The sequence below is a fragment of the Streptomyces sp. NPDC002057 genome (assembly GCF_040296665.1).
Taxonomy (GTDB): Bacteria; Actinomycetota; Actinomycetes; order Streptomycetales; family Streptomycetaceae; genus Streptomyces.
On the sequence record NZ_JBEOXR010000065.1, the window covers coordinates 23,481 to 43,459 of the forward strand.

Here is a 19,979-nt window from a genome sequence, read left to right on the forward strand (position 1 = left end):
CCCTGCCCGCCGGACCCGCTGCGACGGGCCCGTACCCACTGACGAGGAGCTGCCGTGGCCGCCGAGGACCACCTCCCAGCCGGAACGATCCTGCTCAGCGACGCCCGGGCCTTCGGCTGCGCCGGCGCCGTGTTCCGCGTCGACCCGGAGACCGGTGAACAGCGGACGCTCGCCGTGGCCGGCGACCTCCAGGGGGCGACCGGGATCGCTCTGGAGGCCGACGGCGGCGTCCTGGTCAGCAAGGACCGGATGTTCCCCGGGACCGGCGTCCTGCTCCGGCTGCGCGCCCACACCGGGCAGCAGGCCGAGGTGACGTCCGACGGGAGGTTCGCCTCGCCGGGCGGTCTGGCCGTCGAGGCCGACGGGCGCATCCTGATCGCCGACCTCTTCTCCGGAGGGTTCGGCGCGGTGCTCCGGGTCGATCCCGACACGGGCGAACAGACCGTCCTGTCCCCGGGAGAGGGAGGGGGCGAGCCTCCCGTGCGGCCCGTGAAGCTCTGCACGGTCCCGGACGGCTCGATCCTCGTCGTCGAACAGGGCCTGCTGGGCGGCGAGGACCTCACCTCCCGGGTGGTCCGGATCGACCCGGTCGCCGGATCGCGTACGACGGTGACCTCGGGCGGCGAACTGCGCAGCCCCGTCGGGGTGGCGGTCGACGGCCACGGCGGCATCCTGGTCGCCGACACCAACGCGTTCGGCGGCTCCGGGGGAGTGATCAGGGTGGACCCGGCCACCGGGGCCCAGACCACCGTGGCCTCCGGCGGCGCCTTCGCCGGGCCGCGCGCGGTCGCGGTCGAGGCCGACGGCAGCCTGCTCGTCCTCGACAACGAGGCCCTGAGCGGCGCGGGCACCCTCTTCCGCGTCGACCCCACGACCGGAGAGCAGCACGTGCTCTCCTCGGGCGGCGACTTCCGGTTCCTGTCCGGGGTGACGGTCGTACCGCACCCGGGGTGAGGGGCGCCACGCGGACCGGCCGGCCCCGGGTGGTGAGGAGTCGCGGTCGCCGCGACGCACCCGGGGTGAGGCGCGCCGAGGCCCGGGACGGACGGGTGCGCGGACCGTGCCGGAGCCGTCCGGCGCGGACGGGGCGTCCCGCCATGCGGGACGCCGGCCGCCCGGACGGGAAAGCCCGGCACCATGGACCCGTGACCGTCATCGACATCCCCGGCTCCAAGTCCGTCACCGCCCGCGCGCTCTTCCTCGCAGCCGCGGCCGAGGGCACGACGACCCTCCTCAGGCCCCTCGCCTCCGACGACACCGAGGGCTTCGCCGAGGGCCTCACCGCCCTCGGCTACACGGTCCGCCGCGAGCCCGACGCCTGGCACATCGAGGGCCGCCCCGCAGGCCCCGGCGCCGACACCGCCGAGGTGTACTGCCGCGACGGCGCCACCACCGCGCGCTTCCTGCCGACCCTCGCCGCCGCCGGCCACGGCACGTACCGCTTCGACGCCTCGGCCCAGATGCGGAGGCGGCCGCTCGCCCCGCTGACGGAGGCCCTGCGCACCCTCGGCGTCGACCTGCGGCACGGCGGGAAGGAGGGCCACCATCCGCTCGCCGTCCACGCCCACGGCGTGAAGGGCGGCGCGCTCACCCTGGACGCCGGGCAGTCCTCGCAGTACCTGACGGCGCTGCTCATGCTGGGCCCGCTCACCGCCGAGGGCCTCGACATCACCGTCACCGACCTGGTCTCGGAGCCGTACGTCGAGATCACCCTGGCCATGATGCGGAGCTTCGGCGCCGAGATCCGCCAGGAGGGGCGCACCTACCGGGTCGCCCCCACCGGCTACCGGGCGCGGACGTACGGCATCGAGCCCGACGCCTCCACCGCCAGCTACTTCTTCGCCGCCGCCGCCCTCGAACCCGGCCGCTCCGTCACCGTCCCCGGCCTCGGCACCGGCGCCCTCCAGGGAGACCTCGGCTTCGTCGAGGTGCTGCGCCGGATGGGCGCGGACGTCGAGATCACGGAGGCGGGCACGACGGTCCGCTCCACCGGCACCCTGCGCGGACTGACCGTCAACATGCGGGACATCTCGGACACCATGCCGACCCTCGCCGCGATCGCGCCGTTCGCCGACGGGCCGGTCCGCATCGAGGACGTCGCCAACACCCGGGTCAAGGAGTGCGACCGCCTCGACGCGTGCGCCGAGAACCTGCGCCGCCTCGGCATCACCGTCCGCACCGGGCCGGACTGGATCGAGATCCACCCCGGGACGCCCACCGGGCCCGTCGAGATCGCCACCCACGGCGACCACCGGATCGTCATGTCCTTCGCGGTCACGGCCCTGCGCACCCCCGGTGTCACCTTCGACGACCCCGGCTGTGTGAGGAAGACGTTCCCCGACTTCCACCGGGTCTTCGACACGTTTGTCCACACCCCGTGAAGACCGCGCGGCGTTTGCGGCAAGAATGGGGGGCATGAGCGACCGCCCCTCTCCTCTCGCCGATCCCCATATCGCCTTCGACGTCTCCGAAGGACGCCGGGACATCGTCGTCCTCGGCTCGACCGGGTCCATCGGCACCCAGGCCATCGACCTGGTGCTGCGCAACCCCGACCGCTTCCGGGTGACCGCCCTGGCCGCCTCCGGCGGCCGGATCGGACTGCTCGCCGAGCAGGCGCACCGGCTCAAGGTCGCCGCGGTCGCCGTGGCCCGCGAGGAGGCACTGCCGGAGCTGCGTGACGCGCTGACGGCGCTGTACGGCTCCGAGCCGCTGCCCGAGCTCCTGGCGGGCCCCGACGCCGCCACCCAGCTCGCCGCCTCGCCGTGCCACACCGTGCTCAACGGGATCACCGGCTCCATCGGCCTCGCGCCGACCCTGGCCGCCCTCGAAGCCGGCCGCACCCTCGCCCTCGCCAACAAGGAGTCGCTGATCGTCGGCGGCCCCCTGGTGAAGGCGCTCGCGAAGCCCGGCCAGATCATCCCGGTCGACTCCGAGCACGCGGCCCTCTTCCAGGCGCTCGCCGCGGGCACCCGCGCCGACGTCCGCAAGCTGGTCGTCACCGCCTCCGGCGGCCCCTTCCGCGGCCGTACGCGGGAGCAGCTGGCCGACGTCACCCGCGAGGACGCGCTCGCCCACCCGACCTGGGCGATGGGCCCGGTGATCACGGTGAACAGCGCGACCCTGGTCAACAAGGGCCTGGAGGTCATCGAGGCCCACCTGCTCTACGACATCCCGTTCGAGCGCATCGAGGTCGTCGTCCACCCCCAGTCGTACGTCCACTCGATGGTGGAGTTCACGGACGGCTCCACGCTCGCCCAGGCCACCCCGCCCGACATGGGCGGCCCGATCGCGATCGGCCTCGGCTGGCCCGCGCGCGTCCCGGACGCGGCCCCCGCCTTCGACTGGAGCAAGGCCTCCACCTGGGAGTTCTTCCCCCTGGACACCGAGGCGTTCCCGTCGGTCGGCCTCGCCCGGCACGTCGGCGAGCTGGGCGGCACCGCCCCCGCCGTCTTCAACGCGGCGAACGAGGAGTGCGTCGAGGCGTTCCTCGCCGGGCGACTGCCCTTCAACGGCATCATGGACACGGTCACCGCCGTCGTCACCGAGCACGGAACGCCCGGCGGGGGAACCTCGCTCACGGTCCCGGACGTCCTCGAAGCGGAGACCTGGGCGCGCGCCCGGGCCCGAGAGCTCGCAGCGAAGGCAACAGCGGAGGCCCGCGCATGAACGAAATGCTCCTGTACGCCCTGGGCATCGTGCTCTTCGCCCTCGGCCTCCTGGTCTCCATCGCCTGGCACGAGCTCGGCCACCTCTCCACGGCCAAGCTCTTCGGCATCCGCGTGCCGCAGTACATGGTCGGCTTCGGCCCCACCATCTGGTCGAAGAAGCGGGGCGAGACCGAGTACGGCATCAAGGCCATCCCGGCCGGCGGCTACATCCGCATGATCGGCATGTTCCCGCCGGGCGACGACGGCCGCATCGAGGCCCGCTCCACCTCACCCTGGCGCTCGATGATCGAGGACGCCCGCGAGGCCTCGTACGAGGAGCTGAAGCCCGGCGACGAGACCCGGCTCTTCTACACGCGCAAGCCGTGGAAGCGCGTGATCGTGATGTTCGCCGGACCGTTCATGAACCTCGTCCTGGCGGCCGCGCTGTTCTTCGGCTCGATGATGACGCTGGGCATCGAGGGCCAGACGACCCAGGTCGCCGGCGTCCAGAAGTGCGTCATCAAGCAGAGCGAGAAGCGCGAGAAGTGCGCCACGAGCGACCCGGTCTCCCCGGCGTTCAAGGCGGGCCTGCGGGACGGCGACAGGATCGTCGCCTTCAACGGCGCGCCGGTGGGCGACTGGGACACCCTCTCCGACCGCATCCGCGACACCATCGGCCCCGCGACGATCACCGTCGAGCGGGCCGGGCAGCGCGTCGACCTGTACCCCACCCTCGTCTCCAACAAGGTGCCCAGGAAGGACGAGGACGGCAAGGTCGTCCAGCCGGTGTCCTACATCGACGCCGGCTACCTCGGCTTCGCCTCCAAGACCGAGGTCGCGCCCCTCACCTTCGTCGAGACCACCGACCGCATGGGCGACCTCCTGGAGACCGGCGTCCACTCGGTCGTCGCCCTCCCGGGCAAGATCCCCGGCCTCTGGGACGCCACCTTCGGCGACGGCGAGCGCGCCGACGACTCCCCGGTCGGTGTCCTCGGCGCCGCCCGGATCACCGGTGAGCTCATGACCGTCGAGGCCCCGCCCGAGCGGATCCTCGTGTATTTCATGAACATCCTGGTGATGTTCAACGTCTCGCTGTTCCTGTTCAACATGCTCCCGCTGCTGCCGCTCGACGGCGGTCACATCGCGGGCGCCCTCTGGGAGTCCGTCCGCCGCCACACGGCCCGGATCTTCCGGCGCCCCGACCCCGGCCCGTTCGACGTGGCCAAACTGATGCCCGCCGCGTACGTGGTGGCCGGCGTCTTCGTCTGTTTCACGCTGCTCGTCCTCGCCGCCGACATCGTCAACCCGGTGAAGCTGACGTAGCCCCCAGGGGGGCCGGGACCCATGGTGTCCGGCCCCCCGCCCCCAGGGCGGTAACCTCGGAGACCTGAGCCCGCCGACGCACAACCTTGAGGTTGCACAGAAGATGACCGCGATTTCTCTCGGTATCCCGACCGTTCCCACCCGGCTCGCCGAGCGGCGCAAGAGCCGCCAGATCCAGGTCGGCACCGTGGCCGTCGGCGGTGACGCACCCGTCTCCGTGCAGTCGATGACGACCACCCGCACGTCCGACATCGGCGCCACGCTCCAGCAGATCGCCGAGCTGACCGCCTCCGGCTGCCAGATCGTGCGCGTGGCCTGCCCGACCCAGGACGACGCCGACGCGCTCGCGGTCATCGCGCGGAAGTCGCAGATCCCCGTGATCGCCGACATCCACTTCCAGCCGAAGTACGTGTTCGCGGCGATCGACGCGGGCTGCGCGGCCGTCCGCGTCAACCCGGGCAACATCAAGCAGTTCGACGACAAGGTCAAGGAGATCGCCAAGGCGGCCAACGAGACCCGCACCCCGATCCGCATCGGTGTCAACGCGGGCTCGCTCGACGCGCGGCTCCTCAAGAAGTACGGCAAGGCCACCCCCGAGGCGCTCGTCGAGTCCGCCCTCTGGGAGGCGTCCCTCTTCGAGGAGCACGGCTTCCGCGACATCAAGATCTCGGTCAAGCACAACGACCCGGTCATCATGGTCGAGGCCTACCGTCAGCTCGCCGCCCAGTCCGACTACCCGCTGCACCTCGGCGTCACCGAGGCGGGCCCGGCCTTCCAGGGCACCATCAAGTCGGCCGTCGCCTTCGGCGCGCTGCTCTCCCAGGGCATCGGCGACACCATCCGCGTCTCCCTCTCGGCGCCGCCGGCCGAGGAGATCAAGGTCGGCATCCAGATCCTGGAATCGCTGAACCTGCGCCAGCGCCGCCTGGAGATCGTCTCCTGCCCGTCCTGCGGCCGCGCCCAGGTCGACGTCTACAAGCTCGCGGAGGAGGTCACCGCCGGCCTCGACGGCATGACCGTCCCGCTGCGCGTGGCCGTCATGGGCTGCGTCGTCAACGGCCCCGGCGAGGCCCGCGAGGCCGACCTCGGCGTCGCCTCCGGCAACGGCAAGGGCCAGATCTTCGTCAAGGGCGAGGTCATCAAGACCGTCCCCGAGTCGAAGATCGTCGAGACCCTCATCGAAGAGGCGCTGAAGATCGCCGAGCAGATGGAGAAGGACGGCGTCGCCAGCGGCGAGCCGTCGGTCGCCGTCGCCGGCTGAACCACGACACCCCTTTTTTCAGGGCTCGGTTCGCCTCCGGGGCGCTGGAGCCGGGGGAACGACCCCGACCGTGCTCGACCCGCTCGTTCCTCACGGGCCTCCGCGCGCTCGGGGTCGTTCCCCCGGCGCGCCCCTTCGGCTCACTCGCCGCGCACCCTTCTTCGGGGGCTCGGTTCGCCTCCGGGGCGCCGGAGCCGGGCTCACGGTCCCGATCGTGCTCGCCTCCTTCGTTCCTCAGGAGGCTCCGCGCGCTCGGGACCGTTCCCCCGGCGCGCCCCTTCGGCTCACTCGCCGCACCAGCCCCCGCCGCGCACCCTTTTTCAGGGCTCGGACAGCCCCGCCGCCCCTCGGGCAGCGGGGCTTTCCGCTGTCAAAGGCGGGGGCCACAGCCCTCCGGGTAGAGTGCCAACACCAGCAGAACCGTACGGTGAGGCCCCCTCGTGTTGACACAACCCGCCACCCGGGTCCTCGAACCCGCCGACCTCGGCGCCGCACTCGCCGTCCTGGAGAGCGCCCCCGTCGAGAACGCCTTCGTGACCGCCCGCGTCCAGGTCGCCGGACTCGACCCCTGGCGCCTCGGCGGCGAGATGTGGGGCTGGTACAGCGAGGGCCGCCTGCGCTCCCTCTGCTACTCCGGCGCCAACCTGGTGCCGCTCTGCGCGACCCCCGAGGCCGTCCGCGCCTTCGCCGACCGGGCCCGCCGGGTCGGCCGCCGCTGCTCCTCGATCGTCGGCCCCGCCGAACCCACCACCGAGCTGTGGCGGCTCCTGGAGCCCAGCTGGGGCCCCGCGCGGGACGTCCGCGCCCGTCAGCCGCTGATGGTCGCCGAGACGCCCTCCACCACGGTCGCGCCCGACCCGCTCGTCCGCCGCGTCCGCAAGGACGAGATGGACGTGATCATGCCCGCCTGCGTGGCCATGTTCACCGAGGAGGTCGGCGTCTCCCCGCTCGCCAACGACGGCGGCCTGCTCTACCAGGCCCGGGTCGCCGAACTCGTCGGCGCCGGCCGCTCCTTCGCCCGCATCGAGGACGGCAAGGTCGTCTTCAAGGCCGAGATCGGCGCCGCCACCCGGCTGGCCTGCCAGATCCAGGGCGTCTGGGTCGCCCCCGAGCACCGCGGCAAGGGCCTCTCCGAGACGGGCATGGCCGCCGTCCTCCAGTACGCCCTGGCCGACGTCGCACCCGTGGTCAGCCTGTACGTGAACGACTACAACACCCCGGCGAGGGCCTCGTACCGCCGCGTCGGCTTCGAGGAGACCGGCGCCTTCATGAGCGTGCTGTTCTGAGGCCCCGGCCACTTGTAGGGTGCGCCGCATGGATGACGCAGAGGTCGAGATCGGACCGGTCAATCTCGCCGCCCGGGTGGACGAGGCGCTCGCCGTGCAGGCGGTCGCCTTCGGTCTGGACGAGGACGAGATCGCCGTACGCCGCCACATCGTGCTGCGCCACCTGCTGAGCCCCGGAGCCCGCGCCTACGGGGCCACCACCCCCGACGGGGCGCTCGTCGGCTTCGTGTACGGCATGCCCAACGACCGCACCCACTGGTGGTCCACCGTCGTCGAGGCGTACCTCCGCTCCACCGGCACCGCCGACTGGCTCCACGACTCCTTCGTCATCACCGAACTCCACGTCCACCCCTCCCACCAGGGGCGCGGCGTGGGACGCGAGCTGATCACCACGATCACCGACGGGGCCGCCGAACCGCGCTCGATCCTCTCCGCGATCGACACCGACAGCCCGGCCCGCGGCCTCTACCGTTCCCTCGGCTACCAGGACCTCGCCCGCCAGGTGCACTTCCCGAGCGCCTCCCGTCCGTACGCCGTGATGGGCGCGTCCCTGCCGCTGCTGCGCCGGAACTGATTTCTCCGACGCGGGCCCGCCCGGCTAACCTCGGCCCATCACCGTCAGTCCCGTAGGAGTACGAGAACCATGGCCAACGCACCGGTCCAGCGCATGTCCCAGTTGATGGCGAAGACGCTGCGCGACGACCCGGCGGACGCCGAGGTCCTCAGCCACAAGCTCCTCGTCCGCGCCGGCTACGTCCGCCGCACCGCCGCCGGCATCTGGAGCTGGCTGCCCCTCGGCAAGAAGGTCCTCGCCAACGTCGAGCGCGTCGTCCGCGAGGAGATGGACGCCATCGGCGCGCAGGAGGTCTCCCTCCCCGCCCTGCTGCCCCGCGAGCCGTACGAGGCGACCGGCCGCTGGGACGAGTACGGCGCCGAGCTCTTCCGCCTCCAGGACCGCAAGGGCGGCGACTACCTCCTCGGCCCGACCCACGAGGAGATCTTCACCCTCCTGGTCAAGGACCAGTGCTCGTCCTACAAGGACCTGCCGGTCATCCTGTACCAGATCCAGAACAAGTTCCGCGACGAGGCCCGCCCCCGGGCCGGCATCCTGCGCGGCCGCGAGTTCCTGATGAAGGACTCGTACTCCTTCGACACGGAGGACGAGGGCCTCGCCCAGTCCTACGCCCTGCACCGCCAGGCCTACCAGCGGGTCTACGAGCGCCTCGGCCTCGACTACCGCATCGTGGCCGCCACCGCCGGCGCGATGGGCGGCTCGAAGTCCGAGGAGTTCCTCGCCCCGGCCGAGGCCGGCGAGGACACCTTCGCCGACTGCCCGAACTGCGACTTCGCCGCCAACACCGAGGCCGTCTCCTACGAGCTCGCGCCGGTCGACGGCTCCGCCGTCCCGGCCGCCGAGGAGATCCCCACCCCCGACACCCCGACCATCGAGACCCTCGCCGCCTCGCTCGGCGTCCCGGCCTCCGCCACGCTCAAGAACCTCCTCGTGAAGGTCGACGGCGAGATCGTCGCCGTGGGCGTGCCCGGCGACCGCGAGGTCGACCTGGGCAAGGTCGAGGAGCACTTCGCCCCCGCGACCGTCGAGATGGTCACCGAGACCGACTTCGCCGAGCGCGACGACCTCGTCCGCGGCTACGTCGGTCCGCAGGGCCTGGAGAAGGTGACCTACATCGCCGACCCGCGCGTCGCGCCGGGCACGGCGTGGATCACGGGCGCCAACAAGGACGCGACGCACGTGAGGAACGTCGTCGCGGGCCGTGACTTCGAGGTCTCCGAGTACGTCGACGTGGTCGTCGTGCAGGAGGGCGACCCGTGCCCCAAGTGCGGCACCGGCCTGAAGCTGGACCGCGCCATCGAGATCGGCCACATCTTCCAGCTGGGCCGCAAGTACGCCGACGCCCTCAAGCTCGACGTCCTCGGCCAGAACGGCAAGCCCGTCCGCGTGACCATGGGCTCGTACGGCATCGGCGTCTCGCGCGCCGTCGCCGCGCTCGCCGAGCAGACCGCCGACGACAAGGGCCTGTGCTGGCCGGCCGAGGTCGCCCCGGCCGACGTCCACGTCGTCGCCGCCGGAAAGGCCCTCCAGACCGAGCTGGCCCTGGAGGTCTCCGGCAAGCTGGCCGCCGCCGGCCTCCGCGTCCTGGTCGACGACCGCGCGGGCGTCTCCCCGGGCGTCAAGTTCACCGACGCGGAGCTCATGGGCGTCCCGAAGATCCTGGTGGCGGGCCGCCGCTCGGCCGAGGGCATCGTCGAGCTGAAGGACCGCCGCACCGGCGAGCGCGAGGAAGTGACGGTCGAGGAGGCCCTCGCCGCGCTGACCTCCTGACAGCACACCGCGTGACGTGAGGGGCGGGGCCCGAGGCCCCGCCCCTCCGCGCTCCCCGCCGGAGCGTCAGACGCCGTCCTCCCGGAGCGTCGGTTCCACCGACGAGCCCGTCAGGTCGTCGATCGCGTCCACCGCCGCCGCCCGGCTCCTGAGGTACGCCTCGCCCAGAGGGGCCGGCGGCGACCCCGGCTCCGTCTCCGCCTGCCCGGGCGCGGGTGCCGCCCGTTCCAGGAACCGGAGCAGTTCCACCGGGATCGGCAGGACCAGCGTCGAGTTCTTCTCGGCGGACACCGCCATCACCGTCTGCAGCAGACGCAGCTGCAGCGCCGCCGGCTGGGCCGACATCACCCCCGCCGCCTCCGCCAGCTTCTTCGACGCCTGCAGTTCCGCGTCCGCGTTGATGACCCGCGCGCGCCGCTCCCGGTCCGCCTCCGCCTGCCGGGCCATGGAACGCTTCATCGTCTCCGGCAGGGACACGTCCTTGATCTCGACCCGGTCGATCGCGACGCCCCAGCCCATCGCCGGGCTGTCGAGCATCAGCTCCAGACCCTGGTTGAGCTTCTCGCGGTTGGAGAGCAGGTCGTCGAGGTCGCTCTTGCCGATGATCGACCGCAGCGAGGTCTGGGCCATCTGCGAGACCGCGAACTTGTAGTCCTCGACCCGCACCAGCGCGTCCGCCGCGTCGACGACCTTGAAGTACACGACCGCGTCGACCCGGACGGTGACGTTGTCCCGGGTGATGCCCTCCTGCGCGGGCACGGGCATCGTGACGATCTGCATGTTCACCTTGTGGAGGCGGTCCACCACCGGAACGATCATCGTGAAGCCGGGCGAGCGGACGTCGTCGCGCAGCCGGCCGAAACGGAAGACGACCCCGCGCTCGTACTGCTTCACGACGCGCGCCGCCGCACCCGCGTACACGGCGGTGGCCGCCGCCGCGCCGGCCAGCGCGACCAGCAGTTCTTCGATCATCACGGCCCCCTGGAATCGAGCCGAACGGTACAGAAAGGGTATTCCCCTACAGCCAGCTCGCGAACTCCAGAAGCAGCTCGGCATCCTGCCGCCGGCCCGCCGTGAGCGCCCGGGTCCCCGACTCGACCGCGCGGAACAGGGTCCAGCCGCGCAGCCGCTCCCGGTCCACGTCCAGCGAGTCGGCCAGTCTGTTGACCCGACGCCGGGCCGCCGAGGCCCCGGAGGAGGCGGCGACGAGGTCCTCGACCCGGTCCCGTACGAGCCGGGCGAGGTCGTAGGCCCGCTCGCCGACCAGCGGCTCGGGGCCGACGGCCAGCCAGGGCGCCCGGTCGCCGGCGAGGACCTTGCCCTGCCGGAAGTTGCCGTGCAGCAGCAGCGTCTCCGCGTCGCCCGCCACCAGCTCCTCGCGGGCCGCGAGCGCCGCCGTCGTCAGCTCCGCGGTCGCGGCCCCGGAACGGTGGGGGACCATCGCCGCGGCCTGCCGGGCGGTCCGCTCGGCCACCGTCTCGAAGCCGTGCGCGGCCGGGGGCTCGACCCACAGCTTGCGCACGGTCCCGGCCGCCTCCAGGAGCGCCTTCGCCTCCGGCAGAGAGCGCAGGGAGACCTCGGGGTGCAGTCGTTCGAGGACGAGCGCGCCCTCCCCGGCCCCGTCCAGGAGCTGTACCGCGCCCCAGCCGTTCCAGTGCGCGAGCGCGTCCCGCTCCAGGTCGGGCCGGGCGAACGGGGGCGCGATCTTGAGGGCGGCGGGGGTGGAGTCGGAGCGTCTGACGAGGACGACGAGGCTGCTCCGGCCGCCGGGGGCCATGACCCGCTCGGTCTCCAGGGACGCGTGGCCGAGGGCCTGATCGGCGAGGCCGGGCAGCTCTCCGAGCCACTCGGCCGCCGTGGCGTCCCCGAACGTCTCACCGAGCGTCCTGATCAGTCGCTGCGGCGGTTCGAAACCCATGCGTACGTTGTTCCTTAAGGTCGGGGCGGGGCGGGGACCCGTTCGGCGAGCCCAGGAAAGGTTACGTCGCCGCCGTGCCAGCGGACGGCTCGTACCGCCGCCTCCCTGAGCGCGGCGGCCGCCTCGCGCCGTCGGGGGCCCTCCGAGGCCCGGACGAGGTCCGAGTAGACCCCGGCCACGCGGTCCTCCAGGACGGCCGCGAGCCGGACGGCCCCGGCCGGGTCGGTCACCCGGAACGGCAGCTCGTACGCGGCCTCCGCCGCCACCGGCGTGCCGCCGAGGTCGCGGACGGCCCTGCGCAGCGCGTCCCGGCGGGCCCGGTGGGCCTGGTAGGCGGCGGTGGCCTCCGCGCGCCGTTCCGCGCCGATCCGGCCGCCGACCACCCCGTACCCGTAGACCGCCGCGTGTTCGGCGGCCAGCGCGGCCTGGGTGGCGTCGAGGGCGCTCATGCCCGTGCTCCTTCGGTCAGCAGGTAGGCGTGCGCGGCGCCGGCGGCGGCCACGGAGGCGAGCAGCCGGGCGTACTCGGGCGGGGCGGTGAGCAGGGTGGCGGCGTGCGCGTCGGAAGCCGTGCGCGCGGCCTCGGCGAGCTCCTTCAGGGCCGCCCCGGCGTCGGCCGCGACGGGTACGGGGGAGGGGACGGGCCTCTTCGGAGGGGCCGACGCCGGGGGAGCGGCCGGGGAGGCCGACGCGGGCCGCACGGTCGTACCGCCCTCGCCCAGGGCCTCCGTGTGCGCGGCCACCGAGCGTCGCAGCGGGACCAGCCGCCCGGCCAGCGCGGGATGGGCGGCGAGCGTCGCGTCGTAACGTTCCAGCAGGGACCGGGAGGCGGTCACGGAGCGCAGTCGCAGCGCGGCCTCGGCGCGCGCCGCCCGTTCGGCCTCGCGCTCGGCGGCGCTCGGCCTCCGGGGACCGGCCTGCTCGGAGGTGGTGCAGCCCGTCAGCGCCGCCGCGGCGGCGGCCGAGACCCCGGCCGTCAGGAGTGCGCGCCTGCCCGTCGTCGTCACGCTCTCTCCCTCAGCCGTGGTACGTCGTCGAAGATCGTCGGGATCACCGCAGGCGAGCGTACCCGCGGGCCCCGGGGCGGTGGACGGCAACACCCTCCGGGACCGGATACCCTTTGGTCTGACACGCGACGAACCCACAACAGCACACGCGGCCGAGGAGTCACCCGGATGAGCACCACCCAGAGCGACAGGCTGCGCGGACTCGTGGAGCCGCTGGTCCACGCGAAGGACCTGGATCTGGAAGAGATCGAGGTGTCCCGGGCCGGCCGCCGCGGATTGCTGAGGATCGTCGTCGACTCGGACGAGGGCGTGGAGCTGGACGCGTGTGCCGAGCTGAGCCGCGCGATCTCCGAGAAGCTCGACGAGACCGAGGCGATGGGTGAGGGCGAGTACGTCCTCGAAGTCAGCTCCCCCGGCGCGGACCGCCCCCTGACGCAGCACCGCCACTACGTGCGGGCCACCGGCCGGCTGGTCAAGCTCCAGCTGTCCGTCGACGGTGCCGACGAAGAACTGGTCGCGCGGATCCTCGCCGTGGACGAGAGCGGCCTCGACCTCGAGGTGCCGGGCGTGAAGGGGCGCAAGCCCACCGCCCGCCGGGTCGAGTTCGCCGATGTCGTCAAGGCGCGTGTCGAGATCGAGTTCAACCGCAAGGACAAGAAGGAAGAGGAGGCGTAGCCGTGGACATCGACGTGAAGCTGCTCAAGGGCTTGGCGCATGAGAAGGAGATCTCCTTCGACCTGCTGGTCGAGGCGATCGAGTCGGCCCTCCTCATCGCGTACCACCGCACCCCGGACGCCCGCCGCCACGCGCGCGTGGAGCTGGACCGGCTCACCGGTCACGTGACCGTGTGGGCGAAGGAGGACCCCTCCGAGCTGGAGGAGGGCCAGGAGCCCAAGGACTTCGACGACACCCCGTCGGACTTCGGCCGGATCGCGGCGAGCACCGCCCGCCAGGTGATCCAGCAGCGTCTGCGGGACGCCGAGAACGACGTGACCTTCGGCGAGTACGCGCGCCGTGAGGGCGATGTCGTCGCCGGTGTGGTGCAGCAGGGCAAGGACCCGAAGAACGTCCTGGTCCGTCTGGACGACAAGCTGGAGGCCATCCTCCCGGTGCAGGAGCAGGTGCCGGGCGAGGACTACACGCACGGTCTGCGGCTGCGCACGTACGTCGTCCGGGTGGCGAAGGGTGTCCGCGGTCCGTCCGTCACCCTTTCGCGCACCCACCCCAATCTGGTGAAGAAGCTCTTCGCCCTCGAGGTGCCGGAGATCGCGGACGGTTCGGTCGAGATCGCGGCCATCGCCCGTGAGGCCGGTCACCGCACCAAGATCGCGGTCCGTTCCACCCGTTCGGGCCTGAACCCCAAGGGCGCCTGCATCGGCCCGATGGGCAGCCGTGTCCGCAACGTGATGGCGGAGCTGCTCGGCGAGAAGATCGACATCGTCGACTGGTCGGACGACCCGGCCGAGATGGTGGCGAACGCGCTCTCCCCGGCCCGGGTCTCCCGGGTCGAGGTCGTGGACATGGCGGCCCGGTCCGCGCGGGTCACCGTGCCGGACTACCAGCTGTCGCTGGCGATCGGCAAGGAGGGCCAGAACGCCCGCCTCGCCGCGCGTCTGACCGGCTGGCGGATCGACATCCGGCCCGACACGGAGCCGAGCGGTCCGGAGGACTGAGACCGTTTTTGGCCAACGAGTGTTCGATTCTTGCCCCGAACAGGTGAGGTCGGTACGGGGAGGTAGACTTAATCGTGTCTGGCCGGACGCATGCCCGCGCGTGCCCTGAGCGAACCTGTGTGGGGTGCCGGGAGCGAGCGGCCAAGAGCGATCTGCTGCGGATCGTGGTGACCAAGGACGAGTGCGTTCCTGATCATCGCGGTACGCTGCCCGGCCGGGGTGCGTACCTGCACCCCGCCGTGGCCTGTCTCGACCTGGCGGTCCGCCGCCGAGCGTTCCCGAGGGCCTTCAAGGTCCAGGGCCCGCTCGACACCGCGGAACTCCGTCACCACGTCGAGCGGCCGACACCGCAGTGAAGAAGAGAACGGCACGGATACACCGTGCGGTCAGGTACCTCGCGAGTTGGAAGTAGGTCGAGATTGCGATGAGCACTCGATGAGTACGCGATGAGTACGCCCATGAAGTAGCGACGGTCCGGCGGTAACCGGACCTCACAAAGGAGCAAAGTGGCTAAGGTCCGGGTATACGAACTCGCCAAGGAGTTCGGCGTAGAGAGCAAGGTCGTCATGGCCAAGCTCCAAGAACTCGGTGAATTCGTCCGTTCGGCGTCCTCGACGATCGAGGCGCCGGTCGTGCGCAAGTTGACTGACGCTTTGCAGGGTCCCGGCGGCAACGCCGGCAAGACCGCTGCGAAGCCCGGCGCGCCCCGTAAGGCAGCGCCCTCCCCCGCCGCGCCGAAGCCGGCCGCGGCGACCCCCGCGCCGTCCGCGGCGCAGGCTGTACGTCCCTCCGCCCCGAAGCCTGGCGCGCCCACCCCGGCGCCCAAGCCCGCGGCCGCGGAGAAGCCCTCGACGCCGGCCCCCGCCGGCCGTCCCACCCCGGGTCCGAAGCCCCCGGCCGCGCCGAAGCCGGCGCCGGCCTCCCCGGCTCCGACGACTCCGGAGTTCACCGCGCCTCCGGCGGCCCCGGCCGCCCAGCAGCGTCCCGCCGGCGCGACCCCGGGCCCCCGCCCGGCCGCCCGTCCGGCCCAGCAGGCTCCCCGCCCGCAGGGTCAGGGTGCCTCGCGCCCCGGCGGTCAGCAGGCCCCCCGTCCGGGCGGTGCCCGTCCGGCCGGTCCCCGTCCGGGGAACAACCCCTTCACCTCGGGTGGCTCCACCGGGATGGCGCGTCCGCAGACGCCCCGTCCGGGTGGCGGCGCTCCCCGTCCCGGCGGCCCCGGTGCCGCTCCGGGCGCCCCGCGTCCGCAGGGTGGCCCCGGCGGCGCCCCGCGTCCGCAGGGTCAGGGTGGCGGCGCTCGTCCCACCCCCGGTGGCATGCCTCGTCCGCAGGCTCCCCGTCCGGGCGGCGCGCCCGGCGGTAACCGTCCGAACCCGGGCATGATGCCGCAGCGTCCCGCTGCCGGCCCGCGTCCCGGTCCTGGCGGTCGTGGCCCCGGTGGCCCCGGCGGCCGTCCGGCCGGTCCCGGTGGTGGCGGCGGCGGTCGTCCCGGCTTCGCCGGTCGTCCGGCCGGTCCCGGCGGTGGCGGCGGCGGCTTCGCCGGTCGTCCCGGTGGTCCCGGTGGTGGCGGCGGCGGTCGTCCGGGTGGTCCCGGCGGCGGTGGCGGCGGCTTCGGCGGTCGTCCCGGTGGCTTCGGTGGCCGTCCCGGCGGTCCGGGTGGACGTGGTGGCACGCAGGGCGCCTTCGGTCGCCCCGGCGGTCCCGCGCGTCGTGGTCGCAAGTCGAAGCGTCAGAGGCGCCAGGAGTACGAGGCCATGCAGGCCCCGTCCGTGGGCGGCGTGATGCTTCCCCGCGGTGGCGGCGAGGTCATTCGCCTGTCGCGCGGTGCGTCCCTCACCGACTTCGCCGAGAAGATCGGCGCCAACCCGGCGTCGCTCGTCGCGGTGATGATGAACCTCGGTGAGATGGTCACGGCGACGCAGTCCGTCTCCGACGACACGCTGACCATGCTCGGCGAGGAGATGAACTACACCGTTCAGATCGTCTCGCCGGAGGAGGAGGACCGCGAGCTTCTCGAGTCCTTCGACATCGAGTTCGGCGAGGACGAGGGCGGCGAAGAGGCTCTGGTCTCCCGTCCGCCGGTCGTCACCGTCATGGGTCACGTCGACCACGGTAAGACCCGACTGCTCGACGCGATCCGCAAGACGAACGTCGTCGCGGGCGAGGCCGGTGGCATCACCCAGCACATCGGTGCCTACCAGGTCGGCACCGAGGTCAACGGCGAAGAGCGTCGCATCACCTTCATCGACACCCCGGGTCACGAGGCGTTCACCGCCATGCGTGCCCGTGGTGCGAAGTCGACCGACATCGCGATCCTCGTGGTCGCGGCCAACGACGGCGTCATGCCGCAGACGATCGAGGCGCTCAACCACGCCAAGGCCGCCGGCGTCCCGATCGTCGTCGCGGTCAACAAGATCGACGTCGAGGGCGCGGACCCGACCAAGGTCCGTGGTCAGCTGACCGAGTTCGGTCTGGTGGCCGAGGAGTACGGCGGCGACACGATGTTCGTCGACATCTCCGCCAAGCAGGGTCTGCACATCGACTCCCTGCTCGAGGCCGTGGTCCTCACCGCGGACGCCTCGCTCGACCTGCGGGCCAACCCGAACCAGGACGCGCAGGGTATTGCGATCGAGTCCCACCTCGACCGCGGTCGCGGTGCCGTCTCGACCGTCCTGGTCCAGCGCGGAACGCTGCGCATCGGCGACACCGTGGTGGTCGGCGACGCGTACGGCCGTGTCCGGGCGATGCTCGACGACAAGGGCAACAACGTCGAGGAGGCGACCCCGTCGACTCCCGTCCTCGTGCTCGGTCTCACCAACGTGCCGGGTGCCGGCGACAACCTCCTGGTGGTCGACGAGGACCGTACGGCGCGTCAGATCGCCGAGAAGCGCGCTGCGCGTGAGCGCAACGCCGCCTTCGCCAAGCGCGTCCGCCGGGTGTCCCTCGAGGACCTCGACAAGGTGCTCAAGGCCGGTCTCGTCCAGGAACTCAACCTCATCATCAAGGGCGACGCGTCCGGTGCGGTCGAGGCCCTCGAAGCCTCGCTGCTCCAGCTCGACGTCGGCGAAGAGGTCGACATCCGCGTCCTGCACCGCGGTGTGGGTGCGGTCACCGAGTCGGACATCGACCTGGCCATGGGCTCCGACGCCATCGTCATCGGCTACAACGTCCGTGCGGCCGGCCGTGCCGCGCAGATGGCGGAGCGCGAGGGCGTCGACGTCCGGTACTACTCGGTGATCTACCAGGCCATCGAGGAGATCGAGGCGGCCCTGAAGGGTCTCCTCAAGCCCGAGTACGAAGAGGTCGAGCTCGGCACGGCGGAGATCCGCGAGGTCTTCCGCTCGTCCAAGCTGGGCAACATCGCCGGTGTCCTCATCCGCTCCGGCGAGGTCAAGCGCAACACCAAGGCGCGCCTCGTCCGCGACGGCAAGGTCATCGCCGAGGACCTCACGATCCACGGTCTGCGCCGCTTCAAGGACGACGTCACCGAGATCCGCGAAGGCTTCGAGGGCGGTATCAACCTCGGAAACTTCAACGACATCAAGATCGACGACGTCATCGCGACGTACGAGATGCGCGAGAAGCCGCGCGCCTGATCGCGTCCGATCGCAGCAGTGAGCCGGGGCCGGTCGGCGGAAAGTATTCCGTCGATCGGCCCCGGCCGTTGCGTGTAGCGTTTCCGGTGTCCCCGCCGAGTGGTCGGCGGGAGCACCGAACCCGAACCGGCGGGACATCCGGACATACATGTATGTGGGGACACTGTCCTTCGATCTGCTCCTCGGCGACGTACGTTCGTTGAAGGAGAAACGCTCCGTCGTCAAGCCGATCCTCGCCGAGCTCCAGCGGAAATTCGCGGTGAGCGTGGCGGAGGTCAGCGGCCAGAACCTCCATCGGCGGGTCGAGATCGGCGTCGCGATGGTGTCGGGGGACCCGGGACACCTCAGCGACGTACTGGACCGGTGCGAGCGGCTCGTCGCCGCCCGCCCCGAGGTGGAGCTGCTGTCGGTGCGCCGCAGGCTCCACACTGATGAAGACTGATTGAGCAAGGCAAAGAAGGAGAAGGACCAGTGGCCGACAACGCGCGGGCGAAGAAGCTGGCAGACCTCATCCGGGAGGTGGTCGCCGAGAAGCTGCAGCGCGGCATCAAAGACCCCCGCCTGGGCACCCACGTGACCATCACGGACACCCGTGTCACCGGCGACCTGCGGGAGGCCACGGTCTTCTACACGGTCTACGGGGACGACGAGGACCGGGCGAGCGCCGCCGCCGGCCTGGAGAGCGCCAAGGGCATCCTCCGTTCGGCCGTGGGCCGCGCGGCCGGGACCAAGTTCACCCCGACGCTGGCCTTCGTGGCCGACGCCCTCCCGGAGAACGCCAAGACGATCGAGGACCTCCTCGACAAGGCGCGGGCCTCCGACGCCCAGGTGCGGGAGGCGTCCTCGGGCGCCGCCTTCGCGGGCGAGGCCGACCCCTACAAGAAGCCGGGCGAGGACGAAGCCGCCGAATGAGCAACGCAGCAACCACGCCCGACGGCCTTGTCATCGTCGACAAGCCGTCGGGCTTCACCTCGCACGACGTCGTGGCCAAGATGCGCGGAATCGCCAGGACCCGCCGGGTCGGCCACGCCGGCACGCTCGACCCCATGGCCACCGGCGTCCTCGTCCTCGGCGTGGAGCGGGCGACCAAGCTCCTCGGTCACCTCGCGCTGACCGAGAAGGAGTACCTGGGCACCATCCGCCTGGGCCAGACCACGGTCACCGACGACGCCGAGGGCGAGATCACTGCCTCCGTGGACGCCTCCGAGGTGACCCGCGAGGGCATCGACGCGGGCGTCGCCGAGCTGACCGGCGCCATCATGCAGGTGCCGTCGAAGGTCTCCGCGATCAAGATCGACGGCAAGCGGTCGTACGCGCGCGTGCGCGGCGGCGAGGAGTTCGAGATCCCGGCCCGTCCGGTCACCGTCTCCTCGTTCCAGGTGTACGACGTCCGTGAGGCGACCGCCGAGGACGGCACCCCCGTCGTCGACCTGGTCGTCTCGGTGGTCTGCTCCTCCGGCACGTACATCCGGGCGCTCGCCCGGGACCTCGGCGCCGGGCTCGGCGTGGGCGGTCACCTGACCGCGCTGCGCCGTACCCGGGTCGGCCCGTACAAGCTGGACTCCGCGAAGACGCTCGACCAGCTCCAGGAGGAGCTCACGGTCATGCCGGTCGCCGACGCGGCCGCGGCGGCGTTCCCCCGGTGGGACGTCGACGAGAAGCGGGCCAAGCTGCTCCTCAACGGCGTCCGCCTGGAGATGCCGGACTATCCGGCGGGCCCGGTCGCGGTCTACGGACCGGAGGGCACGCTGCTCGCGCTGGTCGAGGACCAGCGGGGGAAGGCCAAGAGCCTGGCCGTCTTCGGCTGAGACCTCCGGTCCGGCCGGCCCCGGCCGACCGGACCGACGGACTCGGCCGGGGCCGACTACGCCTTCAGCCCCGGCACCGGACAGAACACCGTCACCATCCCGGTGACCGGGCGCTACGCC

19 protein-coding genes are annotated in these 19,979 nt (G+C 72.2%); 15 read left to right on the plus strand and 4 right to left on the minus strand.

All coding sequences use genetic code 11. The features are described from left to right. Window positions 1-54 precede the first annotated feature (54 nt). From ABT129_RS33705 to ABT129_RS33740, 8 genes are all read left to right on the plus strand, one after another. Window positions 55-954, plus strand: coding sequence for a Vgb family protein (locus ABT129_RS33705; protein WP_351909263.1), 900 nt, complete (start codon window positions 55-57; stop codon window positions 952-954). A gap of 191 nt (window positions 955-1,145) precedes the next feature. Then, the gene (gene aroA / locus ABT129_RS33710; RefSeq protein ID WP_351909265.1) at window positions 1,146-2,381 is read left to right on the plus strand and encodes a 3-phosphoshikimate 1-carboxyvinyltransferase; all 1,236 of its coding nucleotides are present in this window, start codon (window positions 1,146-1,148) and stop codon (window positions 2,379-2,381) included. A gap of 34 nt (window positions 2,382-2,415) precedes the next feature. Further along, window positions 2,416-3,666 (plus strand): 1-deoxy-D-xylulose-5-phosphate reductoisomerase, encoded by a 1,251-nt coding sequence (gene dxr, locus ABT129_RS33715; protein ID WP_351909267.1) that lies wholly within the window; start codon window positions 2,416-2,418, stop codon window positions 3,664-3,666. After that, complete coding sequence (locus ABT129_RS33720; RefSeq protein ID WP_351909269.1) at window positions 3,663-4,970, plus strand: M50 family metallopeptidase; 1,308 nt, start codon at window positions 3,663-3,665, stop codon at window positions 4,968-4,970. The genes dxr and ABT129_RS33720 overlap by 4 nt, the downstream gene beginning before the upstream one ends. A 103-nt stretch (window positions 4,971-5,073) precedes the next feature. Beyond that, entirely contained in the window at window positions 5,074-6,231 is a 1,158-nt protein-coding gene (gene ispG / locus ABT129_RS33725) for a flavodoxin-dependent (E)-4-hydroxy-3-methylbut-2-enyl-diphosphate synthase (RefSeq protein WP_351909271.1), read from the plus strand. Window positions 6,232-6,671: 440 nt separating this feature from the next. Continuing rightward, complete coding sequence (locus tag ABT129_RS33730) at window positions 6,672-7,517, plus strand: GNAT family N-acetyltransferase (protein ID WP_351909273.1); 846 nt, start codon at window positions 6,672-6,674, stop codon at window positions 7,515-7,517. Window positions 7,518-7,545: 28 nt separating this feature from the next. After that, the gene (locus ABT129_RS33735) at window positions 7,546-8,091 is read left to right on the plus strand and encodes a GNAT family N-acetyltransferase (protein ID WP_351909275.1); all 546 of its coding nucleotides are present in this window, start codon (window positions 7,546-7,548) and stop codon (window positions 8,089-8,091) included. A gap of 69 nt (window positions 8,092-8,160) precedes the next feature. Further along, window positions 8,161-9,861: a proline--tRNA ligase gene (locus ABT129_RS33740; protein WP_351909277.1), complete on the plus strand. Its 1,701-nt coding sequence runs from the start codon at window positions 8,161-8,163 to the stop codon at window positions 9,859-9,861. 66 nt (window positions 9,862-9,927) lie between these two features. Here ABT129_RS33740 and ABT129_RS33745 read toward each other — a convergent pair whose 3' ends face one another. From ABT129_RS33745 to ABT129_RS33760, 4 genes are read right to left on the minus strand one after another with little or no spacing between them, the layout of a single operon-like run. After that, complete coding sequence (locus tag ABT129_RS33745) at window positions 9,928-10,833, minus strand: slipin family protein (RefSeq protein WP_351909279.1); 906 nt, start codon at window positions 10,831-10,833, stop codon at window positions 9,928-9,930. 46 nt (window positions 10,834-10,879) lie between these two features. Further along, window positions 10,880-11,779, minus strand: coding sequence for an aminoglycoside phosphotransferase family protein (locus tag ABT129_RS33750; protein WP_351909281.1), 900 nt, complete (start codon window positions 11,777-11,779; stop codon window positions 10,880-10,882). A 14-nt stretch (window positions 11,780-11,793) separates the two neighbouring features. Then, entirely contained in the window at window positions 11,794-12,228 is a 435-nt protein-coding gene (locus tag ABT129_RS33755) for a DUF4439 domain-containing protein (RefSeq protein ID WP_351909283.1), read from the minus strand. Then, window positions 12,225-12,785 carry a hypothetical protein gene (locus tag ABT129_RS33760; protein ID WP_351909285.1) on the minus strand — a complete coding sequence of 187 codons (561 nt, stop codon included), beginning with the start codon at window positions 12,783-12,785 and terminating at the stop codon, window positions 12,225-12,227. The genes ABT129_RS33755 and ABT129_RS33760 overlap by 4 nt, the downstream gene beginning before the upstream one ends. 168 nt (window positions 12,786-12,953) lie before the next feature. Between ABT129_RS33760 and rimP the strand changes: the two genes are divergently transcribed. From rimP to truB, 7 genes are all read left to right on the plus strand, one after another. After that, window positions 12,954-13,460 carry a ribosome maturation factor RimP gene (gene rimP / locus ABT129_RS33765; RefSeq protein WP_351909287.1) on the plus strand — a complete coding sequence of 169 codons (507 nt, stop codon included), beginning with the start codon at window positions 12,954-12,956 and terminating at the stop codon, window positions 13,458-13,460. A gap of 2 nt (window positions 13,461-13,462) precedes the next feature. After that, complete coding sequence (nusA, locus tag ABT129_RS33770; RefSeq protein ID WP_351909289.1) at window positions 13,463-14,458, plus strand: transcription termination factor NusA; 996 nt, start codon at window positions 13,463-13,465, stop codon at window positions 14,456-14,458. Between the two features lie 74 nt (window positions 14,459-14,532). Further along, window positions 14,533-14,814: a YlxR family protein gene (locus ABT129_RS33775; protein WP_351909291.1), complete on the plus strand. Its 282-nt coding sequence runs from the start codon at window positions 14,533-14,535 to the stop codon at window positions 14,812-14,814. Window positions 14,815-14,964: 150 nt separating this feature from the next. Then, entirely contained in the window at window positions 14,965-18,051 is a 3,087-nt protein-coding gene (infB, locus tag ABT129_RS33780) for a translation initiation factor IF-2 (protein WP_351909293.1), read from the plus strand. A gap of 148 nt (window positions 18,052-18,199) precedes the next feature. Next, window positions 18,200-18,493, plus strand: coding sequence for a DUF503 domain-containing protein (locus ABT129_RS33785; RefSeq protein ID WP_351909295.1), 294 nt, complete (start codon window positions 18,200-18,202; stop codon window positions 18,491-18,493). Between the two features lie 29 nt (window positions 18,494-18,522). Continuing rightward, entirely contained in the window at window positions 18,523-18,963 is a 441-nt protein-coding gene (gene rbfA / locus ABT129_RS33790) for a 30S ribosome-binding factor RbfA (RefSeq protein WP_351909297.1), read from the plus strand. Continuing rightward, window positions 18,960-19,859, plus strand: a complete 900-nt coding sequence (gene truB, locus ABT129_RS33795; protein ID WP_351909299.1) for a tRNA pseudouridine(55) synthase TruB — start codon at window positions 18,960-18,962, stop codon at window positions 19,857-19,859. The genes rbfA and truB overlap by 4 nt, the downstream gene beginning before the upstream one ends. The last annotated feature ends 120 nt before the right edge of the window (window positions 19,860-19,979 follow it).